This is a genomic window from Agrobacterium larrymoorei (genome assembly GCF_037722385.1).
GTDB classification, from domain to species: domain Bacteria; phylum Pseudomonadota; class Alphaproteobacteria; order Rhizobiales; family Rhizobiaceae; genus Agrobacterium; species Agrobacterium larrymoorei_C.
This window is the reverse complement of sequence record NZ_JBBKAQ010000006.1, coordinates 22489-46574: the sequence shown is the minus strand read 5'-3', so window position 1 is coordinate 46574 and position 24086 is coordinate 22489. Positions and strand designations below refer to the sequence as shown.

The 24086-nt window shown below is 58.8% G+C and carries 22 protein-coding genes; 10 read left to right on the top strand and 12 right to left on the bottom strand.

Annotated elements, in window-relative coordinates:
* Positions 1 to 21 precede the first annotated feature (21 nt).
* Positions 22 to 1128, top strand: a complete 1107-nt coding sequence (hisC, locus tag WKI41_RS09880; RefSeq protein WP_340193314.1) for a histidinol-phosphate transaminase — start codon at positions 22 to 24, stop codon at positions 1126 to 1128.
* Entirely contained in the window at positions 1128 to 2057 is a 930-nt protein-coding gene (locus WKI41_RS09875; protein ID WP_340193313.1) for a prephenate/arogenate dehydrogenase family protein, read from the top strand. Before hisC ends, WKI41_RS09875 begins: the two co-directional genes overlap by 1 nt.
* 31 nt (positions 2058 to 2088) lie before the next feature.
* Here the strand turns inward: WKI41_RS09875 and WKI41_RS09870 are convergent, their stop codons facing one another.
* Positions 2089 to 3090 (bottom strand): DUF2125 domain-containing protein, encoded by a 1002-nt coding sequence (locus tag WKI41_RS09870; RefSeq protein WP_340193312.1) that lies wholly within the window; start codon positions 3088 to 3090, stop codon positions 2089 to 2091.
* 48 nt (positions 3091 to 3138) lie between these two features.
* Here WKI41_RS09870 and WKI41_RS09865 point away from each other — a divergent pair, with 48 nt between their 5' ends.
* Positions 3139 to 3672, top strand: coding sequence for a gamma-glutamylcyclotransferase (locus WKI41_RS09865; protein ID WP_340193311.1), 534 nt, complete (start codon positions 3139 to 3141; stop codon positions 3670 to 3672).
* A 78-nt stretch (positions 3673 to 3750) separates the two neighbouring features.
* On the opposite strand, the gene WKI41_RS09860 is transcribed toward WKI41_RS09865, so the two are convergent.
* The 7 genes from WKI41_RS09860 to WKI41_RS09830 form a co-directional block, all read right to left on the bottom strand.
* Positions 3751 to 6906 carry a multidrug efflux RND transporter permease subunit gene (locus WKI41_RS09860; protein ID WP_340193310.1) on the bottom strand — a complete coding sequence of 1052 codons (3156 nt, stop codon included), beginning with the start codon at positions 6904 to 6906 and terminating at the stop codon, positions 3751 to 3753.
* A 9-nt stretch (positions 6907 to 6915) separates the two neighbouring features.
* The gene (locus tag WKI41_RS09855; protein WP_340193665.1) at positions 6916 to 8049 is read right to left on the bottom strand and encodes an efflux RND transporter periplasmic adaptor subunit; all 1134 of its coding nucleotides are present in this window, start codon (positions 8047 to 8049) and stop codon (positions 6916 to 6918) included.
* 89 nt (positions 8050 to 8138) lie between these two features.
* Positions 8139 to 8696, bottom strand: coding sequence for a TetR/AcrR family transcriptional regulator (locus WKI41_RS09850; RefSeq protein WP_340193309.1), 558 nt, complete (start codon positions 8694 to 8696; stop codon positions 8139 to 8141).
* A gap of 336 nt (positions 8697 to 9032) precedes the next feature.
* Positions 9033 to 9791: an amino acid ABC transporter ATP-binding protein gene (locus tag WKI41_RS09845; protein ID WP_340193308.1), complete on the bottom strand. Its 759-nt coding sequence runs from the start codon at positions 9789 to 9791 to the stop codon at positions 9033 to 9035.
* The gene (locus WKI41_RS09840) at positions 9788 to 10468 is read right to left on the bottom strand and encodes an ABC transporter permease subunit (RefSeq protein WP_340193307.1); all 681 of its coding nucleotides are present in this window, start codon (positions 10466 to 10468) and stop codon (positions 9788 to 9790) included. The genes WKI41_RS09845 and WKI41_RS09840 overlap by 4 nt, the downstream gene beginning before the upstream one ends.
* A 111-nt stretch (positions 10469 to 10579) precedes the next feature.
* Entirely contained in the window at positions 10580 to 11365 is a 786-nt protein-coding gene (locus WKI41_RS09835; RefSeq protein ID WP_340193306.1) for an amino acid ABC transporter substrate-binding protein, read from the bottom strand.
* Positions 11366 to 11452: 87 nt separating this feature from the next.
* Complete coding sequence (locus WKI41_RS09830; protein WP_340193305.1) at positions 11453 to 11689, bottom strand: hypothetical protein; 237 nt, start codon at positions 11687 to 11689, stop codon at positions 11453 to 11455.
* Between the two features lie 63 nt (positions 11690 to 11752).
* Between WKI41_RS09830 and katG the strand changes: the two genes are divergently transcribed.
* Positions 11753 to 13936: a catalase/peroxidase HPI gene (katG, locus tag WKI41_RS09825; RefSeq protein WP_340193304.1), complete on the top strand. Its 2184-nt coding sequence runs from the start codon at positions 11753 to 11755 to the stop codon at positions 13934 to 13936.
* Between the two features lie 123 nt (positions 13937 to 14059).
* Here katG and WKI41_RS09820 read toward each other — a convergent pair whose 3' ends face one another.
* Entirely contained in the window at positions 14060 to 15163 is a 1104-nt protein-coding gene (locus tag WKI41_RS09820) for a TRAP transporter substrate-binding protein DctP (protein ID WP_340193303.1), read from the bottom strand.
* Between the two features lie 146 nt (positions 15164 to 15309).
* Positions 15310 to 15774 carry a truncated hemoglobin gene (locus WKI41_RS09815; RefSeq protein WP_340193302.1) on the bottom strand — a complete coding sequence of 155 codons (465 nt, stop codon included), beginning with the start codon at positions 15772 to 15774 and terminating at the stop codon, positions 15310 to 15312.
* A gap of 149 nt (positions 15775 to 15923) precedes the next feature.
* On the opposite strand from WKI41_RS09815, the gene WKI41_RS09810 reads away from it, so the two are divergent.
* Complete coding sequence (locus WKI41_RS09810) at positions 15924 to 16283, top strand: response regulator (protein WP_340193301.1); 360 nt, start codon at positions 15924 to 15926, stop codon at positions 16281 to 16283.
* A 300-nt stretch (positions 16284 to 16583) separates the two neighbouring features.
* Entirely contained in the window at positions 16584 to 19202 is a 2619-nt protein-coding gene (clpB, locus tag WKI41_RS09805) for an ATP-dependent chaperone ClpB (protein WP_340193300.1), read from the top strand.
* A gap of 59 nt (positions 19203 to 19261) precedes the next feature.
* Here clpB and hpt read toward each other — a convergent pair whose 3' ends face one another.
* Both hpt and WKI41_RS09795 read right to left on the bottom strand, forming a co-directional pair.
* A complete protein-coding gene (gene hpt / locus WKI41_RS09800) occupies positions 19262 to 19807 on the bottom strand; it encodes a hypoxanthine phosphoribosyltransferase (protein WP_340193299.1) in 546 nt (181 codons plus the stop codon).
* A gap of 73 nt (positions 19808 to 19880) precedes the next feature.
* Complete coding sequence (locus WKI41_RS09795; protein WP_340193664.1) at positions 19881 to 20552, bottom strand: hypothetical protein; 672 nt, start codon at positions 20550 to 20552, stop codon at positions 19881 to 19883.
* Positions 20553 to 20748: 196 nt separating this feature from the next.
* Here WKI41_RS09795 and ftsE point away from each other — a divergent pair, with 196 nt between their 5' ends.
* The 4 genes from ftsE (at position 20749) to WKI41_RS09775 (ending at position 24084) form a co-directional block, all read left to right on the top strand.
* On the top strand, positions 20749 to 21408 hold the full coding sequence (gene ftsE, locus WKI41_RS09790; RefSeq protein WP_340193298.1) for a cell division ATP-binding protein FtsE: 660 nt from the start codon (positions 20749 to 20751) through the stop codon (positions 21406 to 21408).
* Entirely contained in the window at positions 21401 to 22402 is a 1002-nt protein-coding gene (locus WKI41_RS09785) for an ABC transporter permease (RefSeq protein ID WP_340193297.1), read from the top strand. The genes ftsE and WKI41_RS09785 overlap by 8 nt, the downstream gene beginning before the upstream one ends.
* Before the next feature lie 103 nt (positions 22403 to 22505).
* Positions 22506 to 23159: a YdcF family protein gene (locus WKI41_RS09780; protein WP_340193296.1), complete on the top strand. Its 654-nt coding sequence runs from the start codon at positions 22506 to 22508 to the stop codon at positions 23157 to 23159.
* Positions 23160 to 23295: 136 nt separating this feature from the next.
* On the top strand, positions 23296 to 24084 hold the full coding sequence (locus WKI41_RS09775; protein ID WP_340193295.1) for a lysophospholipid acyltransferase family protein: 789 nt from the start codon (positions 23296 to 23298) through the stop codon (positions 24082 to 24084).
* The last annotated feature ends 2 nt before the right edge of the window (positions 24085 to 24086 follow it).

Below are 24086 nucleotides of genomic sequence, written 5' to 3'. Positions count from 1 at the left end.
ACTTTTCCGAAGGTCGATGAAATGAGTGCAGAGCTTAACCAACCTGTTCCGCGTCCAGGCATCCTGGATATCGCCGCTTATGTTCCGGGTAAGGAGCATGTGGACGGCGTTGCGAAGGTCTATAAGCTCTCCTCCAACGAAACACCGCTTGGCGCAAGCCCGAAGGCGATCGAGGCTTTCAAGGCGGCAGCTTCCAATCTGGAAATCTACCCGGATGGCCAAGCGGTTGCGCTGCGTCAGGCGATTGCCGATGTTCATGGCCTGAACCCGGCCAACATCATCTGCGGCAATGGTTCTGATGAACTGCTCGGCCTGCTCTGCCACGTTTATCTCGGTGCGGGTGACGAAGCGATCATCACCGAGCATGGCTTTCTGGTCTACAAGATCCAGATCATGGGGGCAGGCGCAACGCCGGTCACCGTCAAGGAAACCGACTGCACGGTCAATGTCGACGCGATTCTCGATGCGGTAACGGCAAACACGAAGATGGTGTTCATCGCCAACCCTGGCAATCCGACAGGCACCTACGTTCCGGTCTCCGAAATCCGCCGGCTCCAGGCGACGCTGCCGAACAACGTCATCCTCGTTCTCGATGCAGCTTACGCCGAATATGTGCGCAAGAACGATTACGAGGCAGGCCTTGAGCTCGTTTCCGGCAACGCAAACGTGGTCATGACCCGCACCTTCTCCAAGGTCTACGGGCTGGCAGCACTGCGCGTCGGCTGGATGTATGCGCCGTCTGCTATCATCGATGCGCTGAACCGCGTGCGCGGTCCGTTCAACATGAATGCGCCTGCAATTGCCGCTGGCGCTGCAGCCATTCGCGACCAGGCTTTCATGCAGCAGGCCGTGGCGCATAACCTGCTCTGGCTCGACAGGCTAACCTCGGTCTTCACCGAACTCGGCCTGAAGGTCACGCCCTCGGTTACCAACTTCGTTCTCATCCACTTCCCGGATGAGGATGGTAAGCGCGCCGCCGATGCGGACGAATTCCTGAGCCGCCGTGGCTATATCCTGCGCGCTGTGCGTGGCTATGGCTTTGCCAACGCGCTTCGCATGACGGTCGGCTCGGAAGAGGCTAATCTCGGCGTTATCGCCGCGCTCAGAGAGTTCATGGGTCAGGCGTGATGGCAGACATTCTGTTTGAACGGATCGCGCTGATCGGCATCGGCCTCATCGGTTCGTCGATCGCTCGCGACATCAGGGAGCTCGGCCTTGCACGCGAGGTCGTGATCTCGACGCGTCGGGAAGAAACGCTGAAACGTGCCGAGGAACTGGAACTCGGCACCTCCTACACTGTCTCGGTCGCCGATGCGGTGGGGGACGCCGATCTCATTATCGTCTCGGTTCCCGTCGGCGCATCCGAAGAGGTGGCAAAGCAGATCGCGCCGCACTTGAAGGCGGGCGCGATCGTCACCGATGTCGGCTCGACCAAGGCATCCGTGATTGCCCAGATGGCCCCGCATATGCCAGAGCATGTGCACTTCATTCCCGGCCACCCGCTGGCGGGTACGGAAAAATCCGGCCCGGATGCCGGTTTCGCCGGTCTCTTTCGCGATCGCTGGTGCATCTTCACGCCGCTGCCCGGCACGGATGCTGCCGCTCTCGATCGCTTGAAGGGCTTCTGGCTGGCGCTCGGGTCTCGCGTGGACGAGATGGACCCGGAGCACCACGACAAGGTGCTGGCGATCGTCTCGCATCTTCCTCACATCATCGCCTATAATATCGTCGGTACGGCGGACGATCTTTCGACGGTGACGGAATCGGAAGTCATCAAATACTCGGCTTCTGGTTTTCGCGACTTCACCCGATTGGCGGCCTCAGATCCCACCATGTGGCGCGACATCTGCCTGCACAACAAGGATGCGATCCTTGAGATGCTGGCGCGCTTCTCGGAAGACCTTGCCTATCTCCAGCGCGCGATCCGCTGGGGCGAGGGCGACAAGCTGTTCGAGCTTTTCTCCCGCACGCGCGATATCCGCCGCTCCATCGTCCAGGCAGGCCAGGACGTCGATGCGCCGGATTTCGGTCGTCATACACTGGACCAGAAGAAATAGCGCCTTTTAAGGCTACACGAAGCCCCGATCGTTAGATCGGCGGAATTTTGCCGAGTGGAATGAAGCCGCTCACGGTAGCGCGGCCGCGATCGACCACCAGATCGACAGATGTGCGATCACCGCCGCCGGCGAGTGCGCCAAGAAGCTTGCGGGCGGTGTCGATGGTCGATTGAAGCTGCGGGAAAGCCTGCTTGGCGTTGTCGGCCCAGTCACCCAGCTTTTCGATCTCCAGCTTGAACTTGCCCGACAAATAGCCCTGATCGTCGAAAGCAAACGGGCCGCTGATGCGCATGATGCGACCTTCGCCGATATCGAGCATCACCCGGCGCAGTTCGCCGCTCGTGCCGTAAAGCCCGGTCGTGTCGCTGCCGTCGATCATGCCAGCCTTGCCAGCGAGCGTCACATCGGCAATGGCGTTAAGGCGCGGCAGAATCTGCGGCCAGCCCTGAACGACTGTCGCGGCGTCGTTCAGCGTTATGGCACCGTCGAGATCGGCACCGTTCTGGCGAAGATGGACTTCGGTCTTTGCCGCATCGAAGTCGATGGTCTGATTGGTGACGGATGAGATGGCTTGCGCCTTTAACCCATTGATGACCAGCGAGGTGCGATCGATGCCCTTCAGCTTGGTCACGAGGCTCGATTGTAGATCCGCCCATTGCGCCGATACAGACAACCCATGCGGCGTGCGGATTTCAGCCGGTGAATCCAGTTCCCAGACGATATGGCCCGGTGCGTAGACCTGTGCCGCCGAACGCAGAGCGCCGAAGGACGTCGTGACCCCTGTTTTGGTATCTTCGACATTCACCTTGGAGCAGAAGAGGCCGATACGGAATGGATAGCCACGGAAGGCCATATCGGTGCACTCGCCCTGAATGCTGGACGTGCCGCCGGGCGCGATTGCTTTGATCACAGTCTCTTCCAGCCGCTTGGCAGCATAAAACCAGCCAGCCGTGTAGATGGCGATGACAAGCACGATGCCGAGCCCGAGAAAAAGGAATTTTCTGCCTGTACGGGATTGGCTTGACGTTGCCATGATGATCTCCAATGCTGAGCGGCGTAGAATAGTGATTTGGCGTGCGATATGGACGATTTTTGGGTCTTTGGCTACGGTTCGCTGATGTGGAACCCCGGCTTCCCGTTTGAGGAGCGTCAGCGGGCGCGGTTATTCGGCTACAGGCGAGCGCTCTGCATTCGCTCCAACCATTACCGAGGAACGGAGGAAAGACCGGGTCTGGTGCTGGGGCTAGAACGCGGCGGCTCGTGCCTGGGCGTTGCTTTCCGGGTCAAGGCATCAGGCCGCAAGCCTGTGCTTGACTACCTGCGAGAGCGGGAACTGGTGACCAATGTCTACAAGGAACGCCTGATCATGGTGAGCCTTGAGGACGGGCGGCGGCTCAACGCCCTGACCTATGTGGCTGATCCTTGCCACCCGCAATATGTCGGTGGACTGGAAGTGGATGATGCCGCCTCGATCATCCGCACGGCCGAAGGCAGTTCCGGACCTAATGCCGATTATGTCTTCAATACTGTAGAGCATCTGAAGGCCATCGGCATTCGCGATGCACTTCTGGAAAAGATTGCTGCGCATGTCGAAGACGATGCTGCGGCAAAATAATGTGCCATCGGGAGGTCCCGAAAACGAAAACGCCGCGGATGTTTCGATCCGCGGCGTTTGTGTTTTAGTCTAACTTGTTCAGGACGAGTGAGGTTGGGGCGCCGTCGGCGAAGCCTCCTTTTGTTCCTCATGCTCCGTGACCGGCCGCTTGGTGCGCATCAGCGTCAGGACAAAGACGAAGAAGGCGGGCACGAAGAAGACGGCAAGGATAGTGGCCGAGATCATGCCGCCCAGAACACCGGTGCCGATGGCGTTCTGACTTGCCGCACTTGGACCTGTTGCGATCGCCAGCGGTACGACGCCGAGCGTGAAGGCAAGCGAGGTCATGATGATTGGGCGGAAGCGGACGCGTGCGGCCTGCACTGCCGAATCCAGGAGCGACTTACCTTCAGCGTAGTAGTCCTTGGCGAATTCGACGATCAGGATCGCGTTCTTAGCCGACAGACCAATGATCGCAATCAGACCCACCTTGAAGTAGATGTCGTTCGGCATATCCCGAACCATGACGGCGAGCACCGAGCCGATGATGCCGAGCGGCACGACCAGCATGACCGAGAGCGGAATGGACCAGCTTTCGTATAGACCTGCAAGAAGCAGGAAGACGAAGAGAATGCTGAGACCAAACAGGAACGGCGCCTGCGAGCCGGACTTGATTTCCTCAAGCGCCTGACCCGTCCACTCGTAGCCGATACCGGCCGGAAGTTCCGAGGCGATGCGTTCCATCTCGGTGATGGCAGCGCCGGTGGAATTGCCGGGCGCTGGTGCGCCGGCAATACGGATCGTCGGATAGCCGTTGTAGCCCACCACCTGCGGAGAACCCTTTTGCCACTGGGCGATTGCAAAGGAACTCAAGGGCACCATGCCGCCGCTCGCGTTGCGGACATTGAGCTTCAGCAGGTCTTCCACCTGAAGGCGGTCGCGGTCCTGCGCCTGCACAATGACGCGCTGCATGCGACCGGCATTCGGGAAGTCGTTGATATAGGACGATCCGAGATTGGCGGTGATGGTGTTGTTGATATCCGCAAAGGTCACGCCAAAGGTGTTGGCCTTTTCGCGGTCGATGACCAGCAGCACCTGGGCCGCATCCGGCAGTCCTTCGACACGCATGCCGGTGAGGATTGGGCTCTGGCTGGCCTTCTGCATCAGTTCTGCGGCTGCGGCAGACAGTGCAGCCTGGCCAATGCCGTTACGGTCCTGCAGACGGAAGGAGAAGCCGCCGGAGGTGCCGAAGCCTTCGATGGGCGGAGGCGAAAGGGCGAATGTCGTCGCATCCTTCAGGCCAAAGAGCTTCATGTTGGCACGGTTGGCGATATCCTGCGCGGAATTGCCAGCACCACGCTCGCTCCAGTCTTTCAGTGTCACGAAGGCAAGGGCAGCGTTGGCGCCGTTGCCGGAGAAGCTGAATCCCTGGATTGCAACGATGTCCTTGACGGCAGGGTCTGCCTTGAAGATCGTCTCGATCTGCTTGATGGACGCCAGCGTACGGTTGGCGCTGGCCTCTGGCGGACCCTGGATATCGACGATCAGGAAGCCCTGGTCTTCATCCGGCACGAAGGCGCTTGGCAGGTTGATGAAGAGGTAGCCAAGACCGGCGACCAGTGCCAGATAGATCACCATCATCCGGCCTGCCCGTTTGGCCGTACCCGTCGCAGTCTTCGTATAGCCGTTCGTCAGGCTGTCGAACTTGCGGTTGAACCAGCCGCCGATGCCGCGCTTCTCATGATGGCCCTTTGGAATTGGCTTCAGGAAAGTGGCGCAGAGCGCTGGCGTCAGCGACAGAGCAAGGAATGCCGAGAACAGGATCGACACCACCATGGTCAAGCTGAACTGGCGGTAGATGATGCCCGTCGACCCGGGGAAGAAGGCCATCGGAATGAAGACGCAGGCGAGAACCAGCGTGATGCCGAGGATCGCGCCAGTGATCTGGCGCATTGCCTTCTGCGTCGCGGCCTTGGGAGACAGACCTTCTTCGGCCATGATGCGCTCGACATTCTCGACCACGACGATGGCGTCGTCGACGAGAATGCCGATGGCAAGCACCATGGCGAACATGGTCAGCACGTTGATGGAGAACCCTGTCGCATACATGATGGCGCAGGTGCCGAGCAGCGCCACCGGCACTACGAGTGTCGGGATGACGGTGTAGCGGAAGTTCTGCAGGAAGACGAACATCACCACGAAAACGAGAATGATGGCTTCGACCAGCGTGTGCAGCACCTTCTCGATCGACGCAGAAACGAATGGGCTGGTATCGTAAGGCACGCTATAGGCAACGCCTGAAGGGAAGAAGCGCGAAAGCTCTTCAAGTTTGGCTGTTACCGCTTTCGAGGTGGCGACTGCGTTGCCGGTCGATGATAGCTGGATGCCGACGGCAGCGCTCGGCTGGCCGTTCAGGCGACTGGAAAAGTTGTAGGTTTCCGCACCGAGTTCGATGCGGGCGACATCCCTCAGACGCACAGAGCTGCCATCCGGATTGGCGCGCAACACGATATTGCCGAATTCCTTGGTGTCGGTGAGCTGACCTTTGACGAGAACCGTCGCCGTCAGGTCCTGGGAAACGGGGTTCGGGGCCGCGCCGATCTGGCCGGCAGCGACCTGAGCGTTTTGTGCAGTAATCGCGTTGTTGATATCGGCGGCCGTGAGGTTGAGGCCAACGAGTTTGTCGGCGTCGATCCAGACGCGCATGGCCCGCTGGGCGGAGAAGAGCTGCGCACGGCCGACCCCGTCGATACGGCGCAGTTCACCCAGAACGTTTCGGTTGAGGTAGTCGCCAAGCGCCACCTCGTCCATCGTGCCATCGGTGGAGGTGAGCGTGATGAACATGAGGAAGCCGGAGGAGGCTTCTTCAACGGTCACGCCCTGGGACGCCACGGCCCGGGGAAGGCGGGCTTCTACACGGCGGATGGCGTTCTGCACATCGACCGATGCCTGGTTGATGTTGGTTCCGGCTTCGAACGTGGCGTTGATCGACACCTGGCCTGATGTATCTGACGTCGATTCGAAGTACATCAGGCCTTCGACACCGTTCAACTCGTCTTCGATGAGACGGGTCACGCCTTGATAGATTTCCTGCGGCGAGGCACCGGGATAGCTGGTCGAGATCGTCAGCTGCGGTGGCGCCACCTTTGGATACTGCGCGATCGGCAGGAAAGGAATGGCAATGACGCCGGCAATCGAGATGAACAGCGCAAAGACCCAGGCAAGGATCGGCCGTCTGATGAATAGCTGTGCCATGAGGTGACCTTACTGCTTTGGCGCTTGCGCGGCTGCATCGGCAGGCTGCTGCGGCTGCCAGGGTTCTGCAGCGATCTTGCCGCCCGGCTGAACTTTCTGTGCGCCGTCGACGATGATCTTCTCGCCGGCCGACAGGCCCTTTTCGACAACCCATTCCGTATCGACAGCCTGTCCGAGTTCGATGGGGCGAGCTTCGGCGGTGCCGTCTTCCTTGGCGACATAGACCATCGGCTTGCCCTCGGCGTTGCGAAGAACGGCGCGCTGGGGAATGGTGATGGCGTCCTGACGCACGGCCTGTTCGATGCGCACACGCACATACATTCCCGGCAGAAGATTGCGCTTGGCATTCGGGAACTCCGCACGCAGCGTCACCTGACCGGTGGTAGCATCGACGCTGGCGCTGGCAAACAGCAGGCGGCCGGCATCGGCATACACGGTTCCGTCATCGAAGACGAGGCGGACGCTTGCTTGGTCCGGGGCGGGGCTTGCCAGCTTACCCTCTTCGACGGCGCGCTTCAGCGCCAGCATGTCCTGTGCCGATTGGGTGAAGTCGGCATAGATGGGGTCGATCTGCTGGATTAGCGCAAGGTTCTGCGCTCCGTCAGCCGTCACCAACGCGCCTTCGGTCACCAGTGCCGCGCCGATGATGCCGGTGATGGGCGCGCGGACTTCCGTATAGTCGAGGTTGATCTTTGCTTCATCGAGCGCCGCCTGCTGAAGCGCGACATCGGCATCCGCCTGCGCAAGGTTTACAGCGGCTGTGTCGTATTCGATACCGGTCGCAACGTTGCGTTCACGCAGCGTCTTCTGGCGTTCAAGCTGCTGGCGGGCATTGGCCTGCGTTGCCTGCGCACGCTGCAGCGCTGCTTGAGCGCTTTCCACCCGGACCTTGAAGAGCTTCGGATCGATGCGATAGAGAACGTCGCCCTTCTGCACCAGCGTGCCCTGCTGGAAGACGCGCTCCAGAAGAATGCCGGAAACCCGGGCGCGCACTTCCGCCACACGCGTGGCGGCGACGCGGCCTGGCAGCTCGTTGACCACCGGGACAGCGCGCGTCTTCAACTCAAGAACGCCGACCGCGGGCGGCGGCATCTGCATGCCACCTTCCTGCGCGTGCAGCGACGGACCCGACAGCATGATCATGCCGCCAAGGAACAGGCTTGCAAGGCGGGGCAAAGCTTTTCTGCTCAGCATTTTATAAAGTCCTCGTCTTCATCGCTATCGAGCGATCGTCATTTTTTATCGGGTAGGGAGGCGTAGATGTCTTTGATGCCGTCGAGGATCTCGTGTCTCTCGCTGGTCTCCCAACGGTGGAAATCGAACAGTTCCATGCAACAGAGACCCGTCAGGGCAAGGTAGGCGAGAAGAGCCGCTTTCGGGCGCGGTCCGGCTTTCATGGCCTCCAGGTCGGCCTTCGTCCATGCCCGCATGCGCTCGTGAACATTTTCCTCGCTGGACATGGCGGCGGAAATAGCAAAACACACAGCTCGATCAATATCGTCCGGCGCCTCCTCTGCAAGGCTGATCCGGCCGAAAAGCTCGGGGTGAGGAGCCTTGCTGTGCGAACCGACGGCTTCGCGAACGCGGGTCTCCTCCGCAGACATGTGCCGATCGATGAGAGCTTCCAGAAGCGCGCTTTTCGACTTGTGATCATAGACCACCCGCGACTTGCTGACACCGGCCTCCTGAGCCACCGCGTCGATAGAAAGGCCCGCTGCGCCGTCGCGCATGACAACGCGCTCGGCTGCGTCGAGAATATCATCGGTGCTGATCTTACGGGTTCTGGCCATGGAACGTCCTTTGAGAAAATTTAAGTACGAACGTTCGTTTTTAAAATCAAGCGGTTTCTTGCGTCAGCGCATATTCCGCTCTCATTATTTTAATGATGTATAATATGCGTGTCGTTATAGATGCTTATAAAAAGATGCCGCGCAATATCACGGACGTCCGTGCAGCCGTCTTCCCGTCATTCTCACGCAGATTTGACACGACGAGCTGGCGCGCAATGCGGCCGCTGGGGGCGCGTTAGCTCGAGCGCACCAGGGCGCGCGCGGAAGGTGTCGAGCGGAGCTAGAGACGGGAGCGCCGTGCGTAGACACAAAGAGCATGAGGCTTTGGAAAGAGCCTTATGACAGCGTCTGAGCCGCGTTGATGGAGGAGACGAAGCGGCGCGTCCGTTCCTGCTGCGGACTGCGGAAGATAGCGTCGGAACTGCCTGTCTCAACCACCTTGCCGGCTTCCAGAAACACCACAAGACCGGCGATTTTCGAAGCGAGGCGCAGATCATGCGTGGCCATGACCATGGTCGTGCCTTCTCGCGCCAGTTGCCCCAATACCTCGACCACTTCCGCCGACAATTCCGGATCCAGCGCGGAGGTGGGTTCGTCGCAGAGCAGTACCTTTGGCGAGGGCGCTAGCGCACGGGCAATAGCGACGCGCTGCTGCTGGCCACCCGACAGGTTCGCAGGCCAGGCAGCTGCCTTGTGCGCCATGCCCACCTTGGTCAAAAGCTCCATCGCTCTCGCACGAGCCTTTTCCATCGGCCATTTTTGTACGACGAGCAGGCCTTCCATGACGTTCTCGATCGCGGTTCTGTGCGGGAAGAGTTGAAAGTTCTGGAACACCATGCCTGTCTGACGGCGGATTTTCTGGATCTCCTGCCATGCGACTTTACGACCGTGATGGAAAGAGACGCTATCCGTGCCGATCCGTACCGTCCCTTCGCTTGGCAGTTCAAGCAGGTTGATGCAGCGCAGAAGCGTACTCTTGCCGCCGCCGGAAGGCCCGACCAGAGCCGTCACGCTGCCTTCGGGAAAGCTGAGCGTGATGTCCTTCAGGATCACGGCGTCGCCGAAGCGCTTTTCAATGCTGTTGAGTTCGATCATCGGTTGCTCTCCATCATGCCGCCATATCGGGCAAAGCGGGCTTCAAGTCGCGCTTGCAGCGCCGAGAGGACAGAGCTCATGGCGAGATAAATGAGGGCTGCTTCGATATAGAGGATCAACGGCTCGTAGGTCGTGGCAACAATGCGCTGGGCGGATTGAAAGAGTTCCGGCACGGTGATGGCGGCGGCAAGCGAGGTGTCTTTTACCAGCGAGATAAAGGTGTTCGATAAAGGGGGTACGGCAACGCGCCCAGCCTGCGGCAAGATCGTACGTTGCATCGCCTGGCGCCAGCTCATGCCGGTCGAGAAGGCGGCTTCCCACTGACCTTTCGGTACGGAAGAGATCGCTGCGCGAATGATTTCGGATGTGTAGGCGCCGACATTGAGAGTGAAGCCGATGAGTGCTGCTGGAAAAGCATCGAGAAGAACGCCGATGCTCGGCAGCCCGTAGAAAATGACGAAGAGCTGGACCAGTAGCGGCGTTCCGCGGATCACCCACACATAGAAGCGTGCGAGGAGAGCAATTGGTGAGGGCCCGAAGAGCCGCGCCACCGCTGTTGCAAGTCCGAGCGCCAGGCCTAAGACGAAGGATAGAAGCGTCAGCGGTATCGTGAACTTCACCCCGGCCCACAGAAGCGTGGGAAGTGAATCCATCATCAATTGCAGCCAGTGCGGCACGAAGAAACCCTCAAAACAAAAAGGAAGCCCGGCGGTGGCCGGACTTCGTCTGCGAATGATCTATAAACAAAGGATATAGCAGATGCGACGCATCCGCTATTTAGAAAGCGCTTACTTGGAAACGTCCTGGCCGAAATAGGTGTCGGAAATCTTCTTGTAGGTGCCATCGGCCTTGATGTCCGCCAGCGCCTTGTTGATGGCGGCAACGAGTTCATCGTCGCCCTTGCGAACGATGATGCCCGAATAGTCTGCATCCGGCTTTTCTGCGACGATCTTCACCGGTGCCTGCGGCTGCTTCTTCTTGAAGTCCAGGAAGGACAGGCTGTCATTGACGGTGGCGTCTGCGCGACCGGTCAATACCAGCTGGATCGACTGGTCGAAGCCATCGGTGCCGACGAGTTCTGCGCCCGCTTCGGTGGCAAGCTTGCCGAAGTTGCTGGTCAGCGATTGCGCCGACTTCTTGCCCTTCAGGTCTGCAAAGCCCTTGATGTCGGTGTTCTTATCGCTGACGATCAATACGGCCTTCGACGCGATGTAGGGCTCGGAGAACGCGTATTTCTGCTTGCGGGCTTCAGTGATGCCGACCTGGTTGATGACGGCGTCGTATCGCTTGGAATCAAGACCTGCAATCAGGCCATCCCACTTGCCTTCGATAAATTCAGGCTTCACGCCAAGCTTCTCTGCAACAGCCTGGCCGATTTCAACGTCAAAGCCGACGAGCTTGCCGCTGGCATCATGGAAGGTGAAGGGAGCATAGGTACCCTCAGTGCCGATCTTGATGACACCGGAGGACTTGATCTGATCGAGGTTTTCTCCTGCGGCAGACGGAGAGATCAACACGGCGTTCAGAGCAACTGTGGTTGCGGCCGTCGTTACGATTGTCTTGAGCAAGCCCATTGGTATTCCTTTCCCTGTGTTCCGGATGACATCGCTCCGGTTGATGTCTCATCCCATAAAGCGTGACGCATTAAACGGCAGAAATGTTCAAAAAGATGCTGGCGTGGAGAATATTTTTGCTACTTTTTTCATCCGCTGGCGGCTCGCTTGGTGCTCGTGGTTCGAACACGGTCGAAGGCAATGTTGATAATCATTTCCTATCGACGCAATCGGTAAATCCAACTTAAAACTATCACATCTATTGGCTAAGACATGAACCGCGAGGAGCGCCGGGCTGCATCCATCTTGAAGATTGATCGACAGCGCGGCGAGTGCGTGGGTCATATTATCTCCGCAACCGCTCTTCATTGAATTTGATGATTTGATTTAGCAAAGCAGGAGAACACCATGGATAATCCCAACGCCAGCGCGGGCAAATGTCCCGTCGCCCATTCTTCCCCGCGTGGAAGAGGTAATCGTGACTGGTGGCCCGATCAGCTGGATATCCAGAAGCTTCACCAGCATTCCAGCCTGTCCGACCCGATGGGCAAGGATTTCGATTACGCCGAGGCTTTCAAGTCGCTCGACCTCGATGCTGTGAAGAACGATCTTCATGCGCTGATGACGGATTCGCAGGACTGGTGGCCAGCCGACTTCGGCCATTACGGCGGTCTCTTCGTTCGCATGGCCTGGCATAGCGCCGGTACATACCGCATCACCGATGGCCGCGGCGGGGCTGGCATGGGCCAGCAGCGTTTTGCGCCACTCAATAGCTGGCCGGACAATGCCAACCTCGACAAGGCGCGTCGTCTTCTTTGGCCGATCAAACAGAAATACGGCAACAAGATTTCCTGGGCCGACCTGATGATCCTGACGGGGAATGTCGCGCTCGAATCCATGGGCTTCAAGACGTTCGGTTTCGCCGGTGGTCGCGCAGACGTCTGGGAGCCGGAAGAGCTCTATTGGGGTCCGGAAGGCACCTGGCTCGGCGATGAGCGCTACAGCGGTGAGCGCCAGCTCTCCGAACCGCTCGGCGCGGTTCAGATGGGTCTCATCTACGTCAACCCTGAAGGTCCGAACGGCAACCCTGACCCGGTTGCCGCAGCCCGCGACATCCGTGAGACGTTTGCCCGCATGGCGATGAACGATGAAGAGACGGTTGCCCTCATCGCTGGCGGTCACACCTTCGGCAAGACCCACGGTGCAGGCGACCCGTCCTTGATCGGTGCAGAGCCGGAAGGCGGCGCAATCGAAGACCAGGGTCTCGGCTGGAAGAGCAAGTTCGGCACTGGCGTCGGCAAAGATGCCATCACGGGTGGACCGGAAGTCACCTGGACGCAGACACCAACACAGTGGAGCAACTTCTTCTTCGAAAACCTGTTCGGTTTCGAGTGGGAGCTGACAACAAGCCCGGCTGGTGCGAAGCAGTGGGTGGCGAAGAATGCCGAGCCGTCGATCCCTGACGCCTTCGATCCTTCGAAGAAGAAGCTGCCGACCATGCTGACGACGGACCTGTCGCTGCGTTTCGACCCGGAATATGAAAAGATTTCGCGTCGCTTCCTTGAGCATCCGGAACAGTTTGCCGATGCCTTTGCACGCGCGTGGTTCAAGCTGACCCATCGCGACATGGGTCCGAAGGTTCGTTACCTCGGTCCGGAAGTTCCGGCAGAAGATCTGATCTGGCAGGACGTCGTCCCGGCTGTCGATCATCCACTGATCGACGATCAGGACATTGCCGAGCTGAAGGCAAAGGTTCTGGCGACCGGCCTTTCGGTGCAGGAACTGGTGTCCACCGCTTGGGCTTCCGCTTCTTCCTTCCGCGGCTCGGACAAGCGTGGAGGTGCTAATGGCGCACGCATTCGCCTGGAGCCACAGAAGAACTGGGAAGCAAACCAGCCCGAGCAGCTCGCAAAGGTTCTTGCGGTTCTCGAAGGCGTTCAGCGTGACTTCAACGCGGCCCAGACGGGCGGCAAGCAAATCTCGCTTGCCGACCTGATCGTGCTGGCTGGTGCTGCTGGCATCGAGAAGGCCGCAAAGGCCGGTGGCCAGGATGTGACGGTACCATTCACGCCTGGCCGCGCCGATGCTTCTCAGGAGCAGACGGATGTCGCATCCTTCGCGGCACTCGAGCCGCGCGTCGATGGCTTCCGCAATTACGTCAACGAGAAGCGCCACCAGTTCATGAAGGCAGAGGAGGCACTGATCGACCGCGCACATCTGCTGACCCTGACCGGTCCTGAAATGACGGCTCTGCTCGGTGGTCTTCGCGTTCTCAACGTCGGCAAGCCGGAGCATGGCGTCTTCACCGATCGTCCCGAAGTGTTGACGAACGACTTCTTCGTCAACCTTCTCGACATGGGCACGCAATGGGCTCCGGTCGCCGGCGAAAAGGGCATCTATGAGGGTCGAGATCGCAACACCAATGCGGTGAAGTGGACCGGTACGCGCGTCGACTTGATCTTCGGTTCGCATTCGCAGCTGCGTGCCTTCGCCGAGGTCTATGCCTCTGCTGATGCCGCACGCAAGTTCACCAAGGACTTCGTTGCTGCCTGGAACAAGGTGATGAACGCCGACCGCTTCGATCTCGTCTGATTTCGGAAGAACAAACACAAGGAAGGGGCGCGATGAAAGCCGCGCCCCTTTTTCATGTGTTCTGCAAAACAAAAAGCCATCCGCACGTGGCGGATGGCTTTCGCGGTTCTGCCTCGGTACGGATTAAAGCGTGCCGTTGCGTTGCTGGATCATCATGTAGGTGTCATAGGTGTATTCAGCGATCTGCGCCCAGAGATAGGCGTCCTTCTTGAAGGCCTGCTGGCTTTCGTAGATCGTTTTGAAGTCCGGATTCACCGCAGAGATACCGGCATAGGTCTCAACCGCTGCCTTGTGGCAGACGTCGAGAATTTCCTGGCTGAAGGGGCGGAGGATCGCGCCCTGGGCTACGAGTTCCTTGAGCGCCTTCGGGTTCTGCGTGTCGTAACGCTCCAGCATGTAGGCGTTGCCGGCAGCGCAGGCGTCTTTCAGGATGCGCTTATAGTTTTCCGGCAGGCCATTGTACTTTTCCAGGTTGATGAAGGCGTGGACCGCGGGGCCACCCTCCCACCAAGCCGGATAGTAGTAATATTTGGCGACCTTGTAGAAGCCGAGCTTCTGGTCGTCATAGGGGCCGACGAATTCGGTTGCGTCGATCGTGCCTTTTTCAAGCGCAGCATAGACGTCGCCGCCAGCGATCTGCTGCGGCGTAACGCCCACCTTCTGCATGACCTGACCGGCGAGACCGGCGATGCGCATCTTCAGACCCTTCAGGTCGTCGATGGTGTTTATTTCCTTGCGGAACCAGCCGCCCATCTGCGCGCCGGTGTTGCCGAGCAGGATGGAATAGATATTGTGCTTGGCAAAGAAGGCGTTCAGCAGATCGTTGCCGCCGGCTTGATTGAACCAGGCGTTGGTCTGGCGCGCGTTGAGACCGAAGGGAATGGCGGTTCCGAGCGCAAACGTCGGGTCTTTGCCGACATAATAATAGGAGCAGGTATGGGCCATCTCGACCGTTCCGGCGCTCACTGCATCTGCCGCCTGGAGGGCTGGTACAATCTCACCGCCGGCAAAATGCTGAATGACGAAGTTCCCGCCCGTGGCTTCCTTCACATGATCGGCAACCAGTTGACCCGCGCCGAAAAGAATATCCAGCCCCTTGGTAAAGGAGGAGGTCATGCGCCATGTGATCTGTGGGTTTTCCTGCGCGATAGCCGGCGCTGCGAGTGCTGCTGCTGTAACGCCTGCGCCAGCGGCGCCTGCGTTTCTGATAAACGATCTGCGATCCATCACTGATTGCCTTGAATGAAGCTTCGGCGAACCGCTTGGTACGCCTCCCGCCGATGTAATAATCACGTCCGATTGCAGCCTTCAAGACAATAGTGGTGATATTTCGGCCAGTCTTGCGTAACCGCAAGTTGAGATTGACGAATCGATCAGGCTCGGTGCGTCGGATCGTCGAAGGCGGGGCTGTAGAAGAGCGAGAGCGTCAGGCTTCTGGCAATCCGCTCGGCGGTCTGCATGAACCAGTCATGTGCTTGGCCTGTCGGCGCAATCTCATCCAGCGTCTGCGAAAACAATGTCAGCCATTGTGGAAAGAGATCGGCGCTCATTCCGCCGACACCCATATGCGCCTGGACCGGTTTTCCTCCATAGGCGCCGGTCTTAAACGCCACAGAGGACCAGAAGCTCTTCATTTTCTCCATGTGCTCCGGCCAGCGGCCTGAAAGCCGGCTGTCGAAGACAGGACCGAGTGCGTCGTGCTCGCGGATACGCTCGTAGAAGGTCTCGACCAGTTTGGAAATAAATGCCGCATCGACACCCATGCGAGCCATATCTTCTTGCGCGCGCTCTCGCATCGCCGCGCTGTGGGCCGCTCTTGCTGCAATGTCTTCACTCATCGGTTATCGGTTCTGCCAGTGATGGGGTGGAACGCAAATGTGGCATGGGTTGTTAACCATGCCACCGGTGGCCATCCTGTCATTTACTTATTGCAAAGGGAAATGACCGAGTTTGGGCTCGCTGGAATGAATACCAGGAGCAATGGAAGATGGCCAGAATTCTCATTACCGAAGACGAAGACGCTCTGCGTACCTTTGTCGCCCGGGCACTTCGCCTGGATGGACACGAAACCCATGAGGCCGCCGATGGCGAGCAGGGGTTCGAAAAACTGTGCGAACAGGATTTCGATCTTCTCCTGTCCGATATCCGCATGCCGGTAATGGACGGGATTGAACTGGCGCATCGAGCCTCGACGCAATATCCAAACCTCAAAATCTTGCTGATGACGGGTTACGCCGAGCAGCGTGAACGCGCCGACGATCTCGTCACCAAGATTATCGACGTCGTCCCCAAGCCCTTCGCATTGCCGGACATCCGTCTTGCCGTAGCGCGCGCGCTCGCGGCCTGACGCACCATTGAACGGATGCGCGATGGGTTTGTGAACCTGACGCTTCTGCGGCTTTCGCCTTATGCCAGTAACAGGCCGCAGAAATTTGCATGCGTGACTGCCGCGTGCTCTTTAAAGGCATGAAAACACCCACCATATCCTTGCTAAGCAAGCCGCGGCGATTGAACCCGCCAAGGCTTCACGGCACTCGCAAATCCAAGATGTGAGAAGCCGAAAAGGGGTCTGCCGCTTACGGGGGCTCCAATCCCAACGTTCCGATCTGTGCCGAAAGCGGGCAGGCCGGCAAAGGAGGTTATGGATATGAACATTGAAAAATACTCAGAACGGGTACGCGGATTCTTGCAATCTGCCCAGACCTATGCGCTGGCGCAGAACCACCAGCAATTTTCGGCGGAGCATGTGCTTAAAGCCCTGCTTGACGACGACCAGGGTATGGCGTCTTCGCTGATCGAGCGTGCCGGTGGCGATGCCAAGGAAGCACGGCTGGCTAACGACGCAGCACTGGCGAAATTGCCCAAGGTTTCGGGCGGTAGTGGTGGTCTTTCGCTGACGGCACCGCTTGCCAAGGTTTTCTCGACGGCTGAAGATCTATCGAAAAAGGCAGGTGACAGCTTTGTCACCGTGGAGCGTCTGCTTCAAGCTCTCGCCATCGAGACATCCGCGTCCACGTCCTCCTCGCTCAAAAAGGCTGGCGTGACGGCGCAGGCACTCAATCAGGCGATTAACGACATTCGCAAGGGCCGCACGGCCGATAGCGCCAATGCCGAACAAGGCTTTGACGCGCTGAAGAAGTTCGCCCGTGACCTGACTGCGGAAGCGCGCGAAGGCAAGCTTGACCCGGTGATCGGCCGCGACGACGAAATTCGCCGCACCATCCAGGTTCTGTCGCGCCGGACCAAGAACAACCCCGTGCTCATCGGTGAACCCGGCGTCGGTAAGACGGCGATTGCCGAAGGTTTGGCTTTGCGCATCATCAATGGCGACGTGCCGGAAAGCTTGAAAGACAAGAAGCTGATGGCGCTCGATATGGGTGCGCTGATTGCCGGTGCGAAGTATCGCGGTGAGTTCGAAGAACGTTTGAAGGCTGTGCTGAACGAAGTTCAGGCCGAAGCCGGTGGCATCATTCTCTTCATCGACGAGATGCACACGCTGGTGGGTGCCGGCAAGGCGGATGGCGCGATGGATGCGTCCAACCTGCTGAAGCCTGCTCTTGCGCGTGGTGAGTTGCATTGCGTTGGTGCGACCACGCTTGATGAATATCGCAAGCATGTGGAGAAGGATCCGGCGCTTGCCCGACGCTTCCAGCCGGTGCTTGTCGACGAGCCAACGGTCGAGGACACGATCTCGATCCTGCGCGGTCTGAAGGAAAAATATGAGCAGCATCACAAGGTCCGGATCTCGGACTCGGCCCTGGTTGCGGCTGCGACCCTTTCGAACCGCTACATCACCGATCGCTTTCTGCCGGACAAAGCCATCGACCTGATGGACGAAGCCGCATCGCGTCTTCGCATGCAGGTGGACTCCAAGCCGGAAGAACTGGATGAATTGGATCGTCGCATCATCCAGCTCAAGATCGAGCGCGAGGCTTTGAAGCAGGAGACCGATGCGTCTTCGGCTGACCGGTTGAAGAAGCTTGAGGATGAGCTAACCGATACGGAAGAAAAAGCCGATGCCTTGACCGCCCGTTGGCAGGCGGAAAAGCAGAAGCTTGGGCATGCCGCGGATCTGAAGAAGCAGCTTGACGAAGCACGCAACGAATTGGCGATTGCCCAGCGCAACGGTCAGTTCCAGCGCGCCGGTGAGTTGACCTATGGCATCATTCCAGGCCTGGAAAAGGAGCTGGCTGCGGCGGAAGAACGCGACAGCAGCGGTGCGGCCTCCATGGTTCAGGAAGTGGTGACGGCGGACAACATCGCCCATGTCATCTCCCGCTGGACGGGTATTCCGGTCGACAAGATGCTCGAAGGTCAGCGCGAGAAACTGCTGCGCATGGAAGACGAACTCGGCAAGTCCGTCGTCGGCCAGGGCGAAGCGGTGCAAGCCGTTTCCAAGGCTGTCCGCCGTGCGCGTGCCGGTCTTCAGGACCCGAACCGTCCAATCGGCTCCTTCATCTTCCTTGGCCCTACGGGCGTGGGTAAGACGGAACTGACCAAGGCCTTGGCTCGCTTCCTCTTCGATGACGAAACCGCGATGGTTCGCCTCGACATGTCGGAATATATGGAGAAGCACTCCGTTGCCCGGCTGATCGGTGCGCCTCCTGGCTATGTCGGCTATGAAGAGGGTGGAGCGCTGACGGAAGCGGTTCGCCGCCGTCCGTATCAGGTCGTGCTGTTCGACGAGATCGAAAAGGCGCATCCGGACGTGTTCAACGTGCTGCTGCAGGTGCTGGATGATGGCCGCTTGACCGATGGCCAGGGCCGAACCGTCGATTTCAAGAACACCATCATCATCATGACCTCGAACCTCGGTTCGGAGTTCCTGACGCAGATGGGTGATAACGACACGGTGGACTCGGTTCGAGAGATGGTGATGGAGCGCGTGCGCGGACACTTCCGCCCAGAGTTCCTGAACCGTATCGACGACATCATTCTCTTCCATCGCCTGCACCGCGATGAGATGGGCGCGATCGTCGATATCCAGCTTCGTCGTCTTGTCTCGCTGCTCAGCGATCGCAAGATCACGCTTGACCTGGACGAGGATGCACGGACCTGGCTCGCCAACAAGGGTTACGACCCGGCCTATGGTGCGCGCCCGCTGAAGCGTGTCATCCAGAAGTCCGTTCAGGACAGGCTGGCCGAGATGATCTTGGGTGGCGAGGTTCCGGATGGATCCACCGTCAAGGTGACCTCCGGTACCGACAGGCTGCTGTTCAAGGTCAAGCACACCTCGGCTCATGATGGGGTGGCAGACGCCGCCTAAATGATGAAGGGCTCCTTCGGGAGCCCTTTGTTCGTTGTCGTCTTTTGATAAGAGGCGGCTTATTCCGCGTCGCCGGTGACCACACCGACGAATGGCAGTTCGCGGAAGGCATATGCCACATCCATGCCGTAGCCGACGACGAAGTAATCGGGGCATTCGAAGCCGACGAAATCCGCTTCCAGGTCTTCCTTGCGCTTGACCTTCTTGTCCAGCAGCACGGCAATGGAGACGTTACGCGCGCCACGCTCGAACAGCAGTTCCTTGGCAAAACGCAGCGTGCGGCCGGATTCCAGAATGTCGTCGATCAAAAGAACGTCGCGGTCCTTCACGTCGCTGTCGATATCCTTGACGATCTTCACACCCTGCGACACGGTGCCGGTTCCGTAGCTGGAGAGTGTGATGAATTCGACTTCCGGTGCAAGTCCGCTATCGTGTAGCGCGCGGATGAGGTCGGCGGCGAAAATGAATGAGCCCTTCAGAACCGCGATCACCAGCAGGTCCTTCGTCGGACCTTCAGCGATATGCTTTGCCATGTCGCGGTTGCGCTCGGCGATCTGTTCGGCGGTGTAAAGCGGCTCGATATTTTTTCCACGAACGACGGGCATGGTGTCTCCTGCATTGCTTCGCAGCCAGACAGATCCTGCCGGCGGATGAAATGAAGGGGCTGCGGTAGCACAGTCAGCGGGCGGAAGCATCCGTTTCGATAAAGGAAAGCTTGATTTCCGGCGTTTTTCCACCGGGATGGCGCAGTTTTGCCGAGAAGCCGTGGCTTTGGCCGGGCCCAATCTCGAGGATCGGTGGCTCGATCAGCATGCTGGCGACCTTTTCTCCCTTGGCAGCAAAGAGATCGGCGCGGATCGAAGGAACTTCCTGGATATTGTCCGTCCTGTTGTCGACAATCCCGTTGATCACCAGAACTTCCATGCCACCGGCATATTGCGGGGTGATACTGATATGAGTGATGGCGAGTGGGTCCGGCGGTGCCGCAACAGCATGCGTTTTCGTCGGCAACACGGAAAAGCCACCGGACATGAAAAACATCGCGACGGCAGCGGCTGCAACGACGGCAGAGTAGCCGTCGACCGAAAGCGACGAGAGCTTGCGATCAACCCACGCGATCATTGCTTCGAACGTCTCGAATGCACCGATCGTCCGGCGCTTGCCTTGTTGATAAGCCGCGCGTCGATTGTCGTTGCCATAGTCACGATAGACCGTTTCCTTTACGGTCACGAAGTCGGCGTCGATTGTTTCCTGCTGCTTCGCTGCTCTCGGCTTTAGCCGGGCGACGGGCGCATGTGGCATCAAAAGGTCGTAATCATGTGCCGTGTGTTTGCGGAATGGACGGAACATAGCCATGAAGTTCCCTTGGTCAGGTTTTCAGCCCGGTTGACCCGGGCATTGAAAGGAATCTTGTCCAGTCGTAAATTTAATTGGTTAACGCTTCGCAAAGATCGCTTACATCACGTCGCGCTTTGCGGCGATTGTGGTCTTGACAAGGGGTGCCGAAGTCAGTGGCGGGTCGGAAAAGAAAGAGACTGGAAAAGCGTTGATCCATTTTGAAAATGTCGGCTTGCGCTACGGCATGGGCCCGGAAATCTTGAGGGACATGACCTTCGATATTCCCAAAGGGTCCTTTCAGTTTCTGACCGGTCCGTCTGGTGCGGGCAAGACGACGCTGCTGCGCTTGCTCTTGATGTCGCTGCAGCCGACACGCGGCCATATTCGCATGTTCAACCGCGATATCTCGCGCATCCCGAGAAGCGAGCTTCCGATGCTGCGTCGCCGTGTCGGTATCGTCTTTCAGGATTTTCGCCTGCTCGACCATCTGACGACCTATGAGAATGTTGCATTGCCTCTGCGCGTCCGTGGCAAGGAGGAAAGTGTCTATCGCAACGATGTGATCGAGCTTTTGAAGTGGGTTGGGCTCGGAGAGCGCATCAATGTTCTTCCTGCCATTCTCTCGGGCGGAGAAAAGCAGCGCGCGGCCATTGCCAGAGCGCTGATGGATCAGCCGGAAATTCTTCTTGCCGATGAGCCGACAGGTAACGTCGATCCGCCCATGGCCAAGCGGCTCCTCAATCTGTTCCTCGAGCTCAACCGGCTCGGCACCGCTGTCGTCATCGCCACTCACGATTTCGGCTTGATGGACCAGGTGGATGCACGTCGGATGATTCTGACCGAAGGGCGGCTCGACATCTATGAATGAGATGAACCGCAAGACGCTGAAGCCGAGAGCGCCGCAGCAGGGTGCACCGCAAATGCGTATCCGCCCGATGGCGCCGATCCTCCCGCCGTCCAACATCCAGGGCAATGCGCTGATCGTCGTCATCGCCATCATGGCGTTTCTAGCCTGTCTGACCTTGGGGGCCGTCAGCATGGTGCGCGCCACCGCCTCCAGCTGGCAGAGCCAGATTTCGCGCGAGATCACCATTCAGATCAAACCGGAAGAGGGACTGGATATGAATGCGGCGCTCAACAAGGCCCGCAATCTGGCGCTCGGTTTCGTTGGAACGCGCGAAGGCACGATCATGGACGATGCTGCGACAAGCCGTCTGTTGGAGCCATGGCTCGGCTCAGGTCTCGATCTGTCCGAGCTGCCGGTGCCGCGTCTTGTCATCATCACCATTGACGAAAACAATCCTCCAGACTTCGAAGCCATGCGAGCCATGCTGAAGACGGAAATCCCGCAGGCCTTTCTCGACGACCACCGCACCTGGGTGGATCGTCTGGTGTCCATGGCCCATACGACAGTGATGATCGGTGTGGGCGTGCTGGTGCTCGTCTTCACGGCCATGGTGTTGACGGTAATCTTCGCCACCCGCGGTGCACTCTCCGGCAATCGGCACATTGTCGAGGTGCTGCATTTCGTTGGCGCTGAGAGCGGCTTTGTCGCGCGCGAATTCCAGAAGCATTTTCTCAAGATCAGCCTGAAGGGATCGGGTGCCGGGAGTGCTGTTGCCGCACTCGTCTTCCTCGCCGCAGGCTTCTGGCAGTCGCGATCGCTTGCCACCCCGCAGAGCGATCAGGCAACAGCCCTGTTCGGTTCCTTCTCGGTCGGCATCGATGGCTATCTTGGTATCCTGATGACGATGATCATCATCTCGCTGCTGACGACGATAACGGCGCGCATGACGGTGATCCGGACCATCGACGAGATCGACCGCATCCGTTCCGACCCGTCGAAGAGCGACGGCTTGTAAGGGCGTCTATGGTCAAGGGGGTGGGGTACAACCGCCTGTTCCTTGCCATAGTCCGTGCTTATGGTAACTCATGGCAATGAGTCGCATAGACCGGCACGATCACATGGCTGATTCGCCGCGGAACCGAATGTTCTCGCGACGCGGACCGTTGCGCCGCTTCGTACGCATTGCCATCCTGGCCTTTGTCGTCATTGCCGGTGCGGTATTCGGTGGATTTTTATGGTTCGCGGATTCCGTGGCGACGATGCGCCCGCCGGAGGGCGCGCGAGCCGATGGGATTATCGTTCTGACGGGCGGCTATCAGAGGATCGATCAGGCAGTCGGCCTGCTGCGTGACAAGGTCGGCAAGCGGCTGCTGATTTCCGGCGTCAACCCATCCACGACGCGCGCGCAAATCCGCAAGATGACGCAGAGTTCTCCTGATCTCTTCGCCTGCTGCGTCGATATGGGCTACAAGGCGATCGACACTATCGGCAATGCCAATGAGGCAGCAGGATGGATACGCGACAAGGGCTACACTTCGGTCGTCGTCGTCACCAACAACTACCATATGCATCGCAGTCTGCATGAACTGCGCAGCGCCAGCCCCGATACCGAGTTCATCGCCTACCCGGTCATCAACTCGGATTTGAGCCGCACGAACTGGTTTGCCAATCCGGATGTTTTGCGCACCATGATGTATGAGTACGCTAAATTCGTCGTCGCCGCGCTGCGGGACCTGACGGGCATCGGAAAGGGCAATGGCCTGAGAGACTGAGGCCTTGACGCGTTTGGACTGGCCTTGCCACGGATAGGTCTTGCTGCATGACCCTCGTTTCGTGTAGGCGTTGCCCATCTGCGCTGGCGTGAAGAGGTACCCGTCTTCGGCTCAAGCGCCCGGAGACGCCAGGTTCATGCTCAGACTACGTTCGGTTCTGTTCAACACGCTTTTTTATCTCAATCTCATCGTTCGGATGATCGTGCTGACGCCGATCTACTTCATCGTGCCGCGCAAGCTTGCTTTTGAAATTCCAAAGAACTGGGCGCGCTCCAATCACTGGCTGATGAAGACGATTGTCGGAACGACATTCGAGGTCGAGGGGTTGGAAAACATTCCCGAAACCGGCTGCATCTTCGCGCCGAAGCACCAGTCTTTCTGGGACACCTACGCGCTCCTGCCGGATCTGAAAGACCCCGTCTATATCCTGAAGCGTGAGCTGATGTGGATCCCGCTCTTTGGCTGGTACGTCGCCAAGCAGCGGATGATCCCCGTCAATCGTGCCGCCCGTGGCAAGGCGATGCTGAAGGTGATGGAACGAGCCAAAGAGGAGATGGCGAAGGGTCGCGAGCTCATCATCTATCCCGAAGGCACGCGCCGCCCTCCGGGAGCGGAGCCTGAATATCGCTACGGCATCGCACGCCTTTATCGCGATCTCAAGGTTCCGGTGGTACCTGTTGCGATGCATCCAGGTCTGTTCTGGCCGCGCCGGTCCACCATGCGTTATCCCGGCCACTTCAAGGTGCGTATCCTGCCGCCAATCCAGCCGGGGCTCGACCCCGATACCTTCTTCAAGACGTTAATCGACGTAACGGAAAAGGCCAGCGACGAGTTGCTCATCGAGACGGCGCGCAACAATCCTGACCTGCCGATGCCGCCGACCGCGCAAAAGCGACTGGCCGAGCTCGGCTTTTCTCGAGCCTGAAA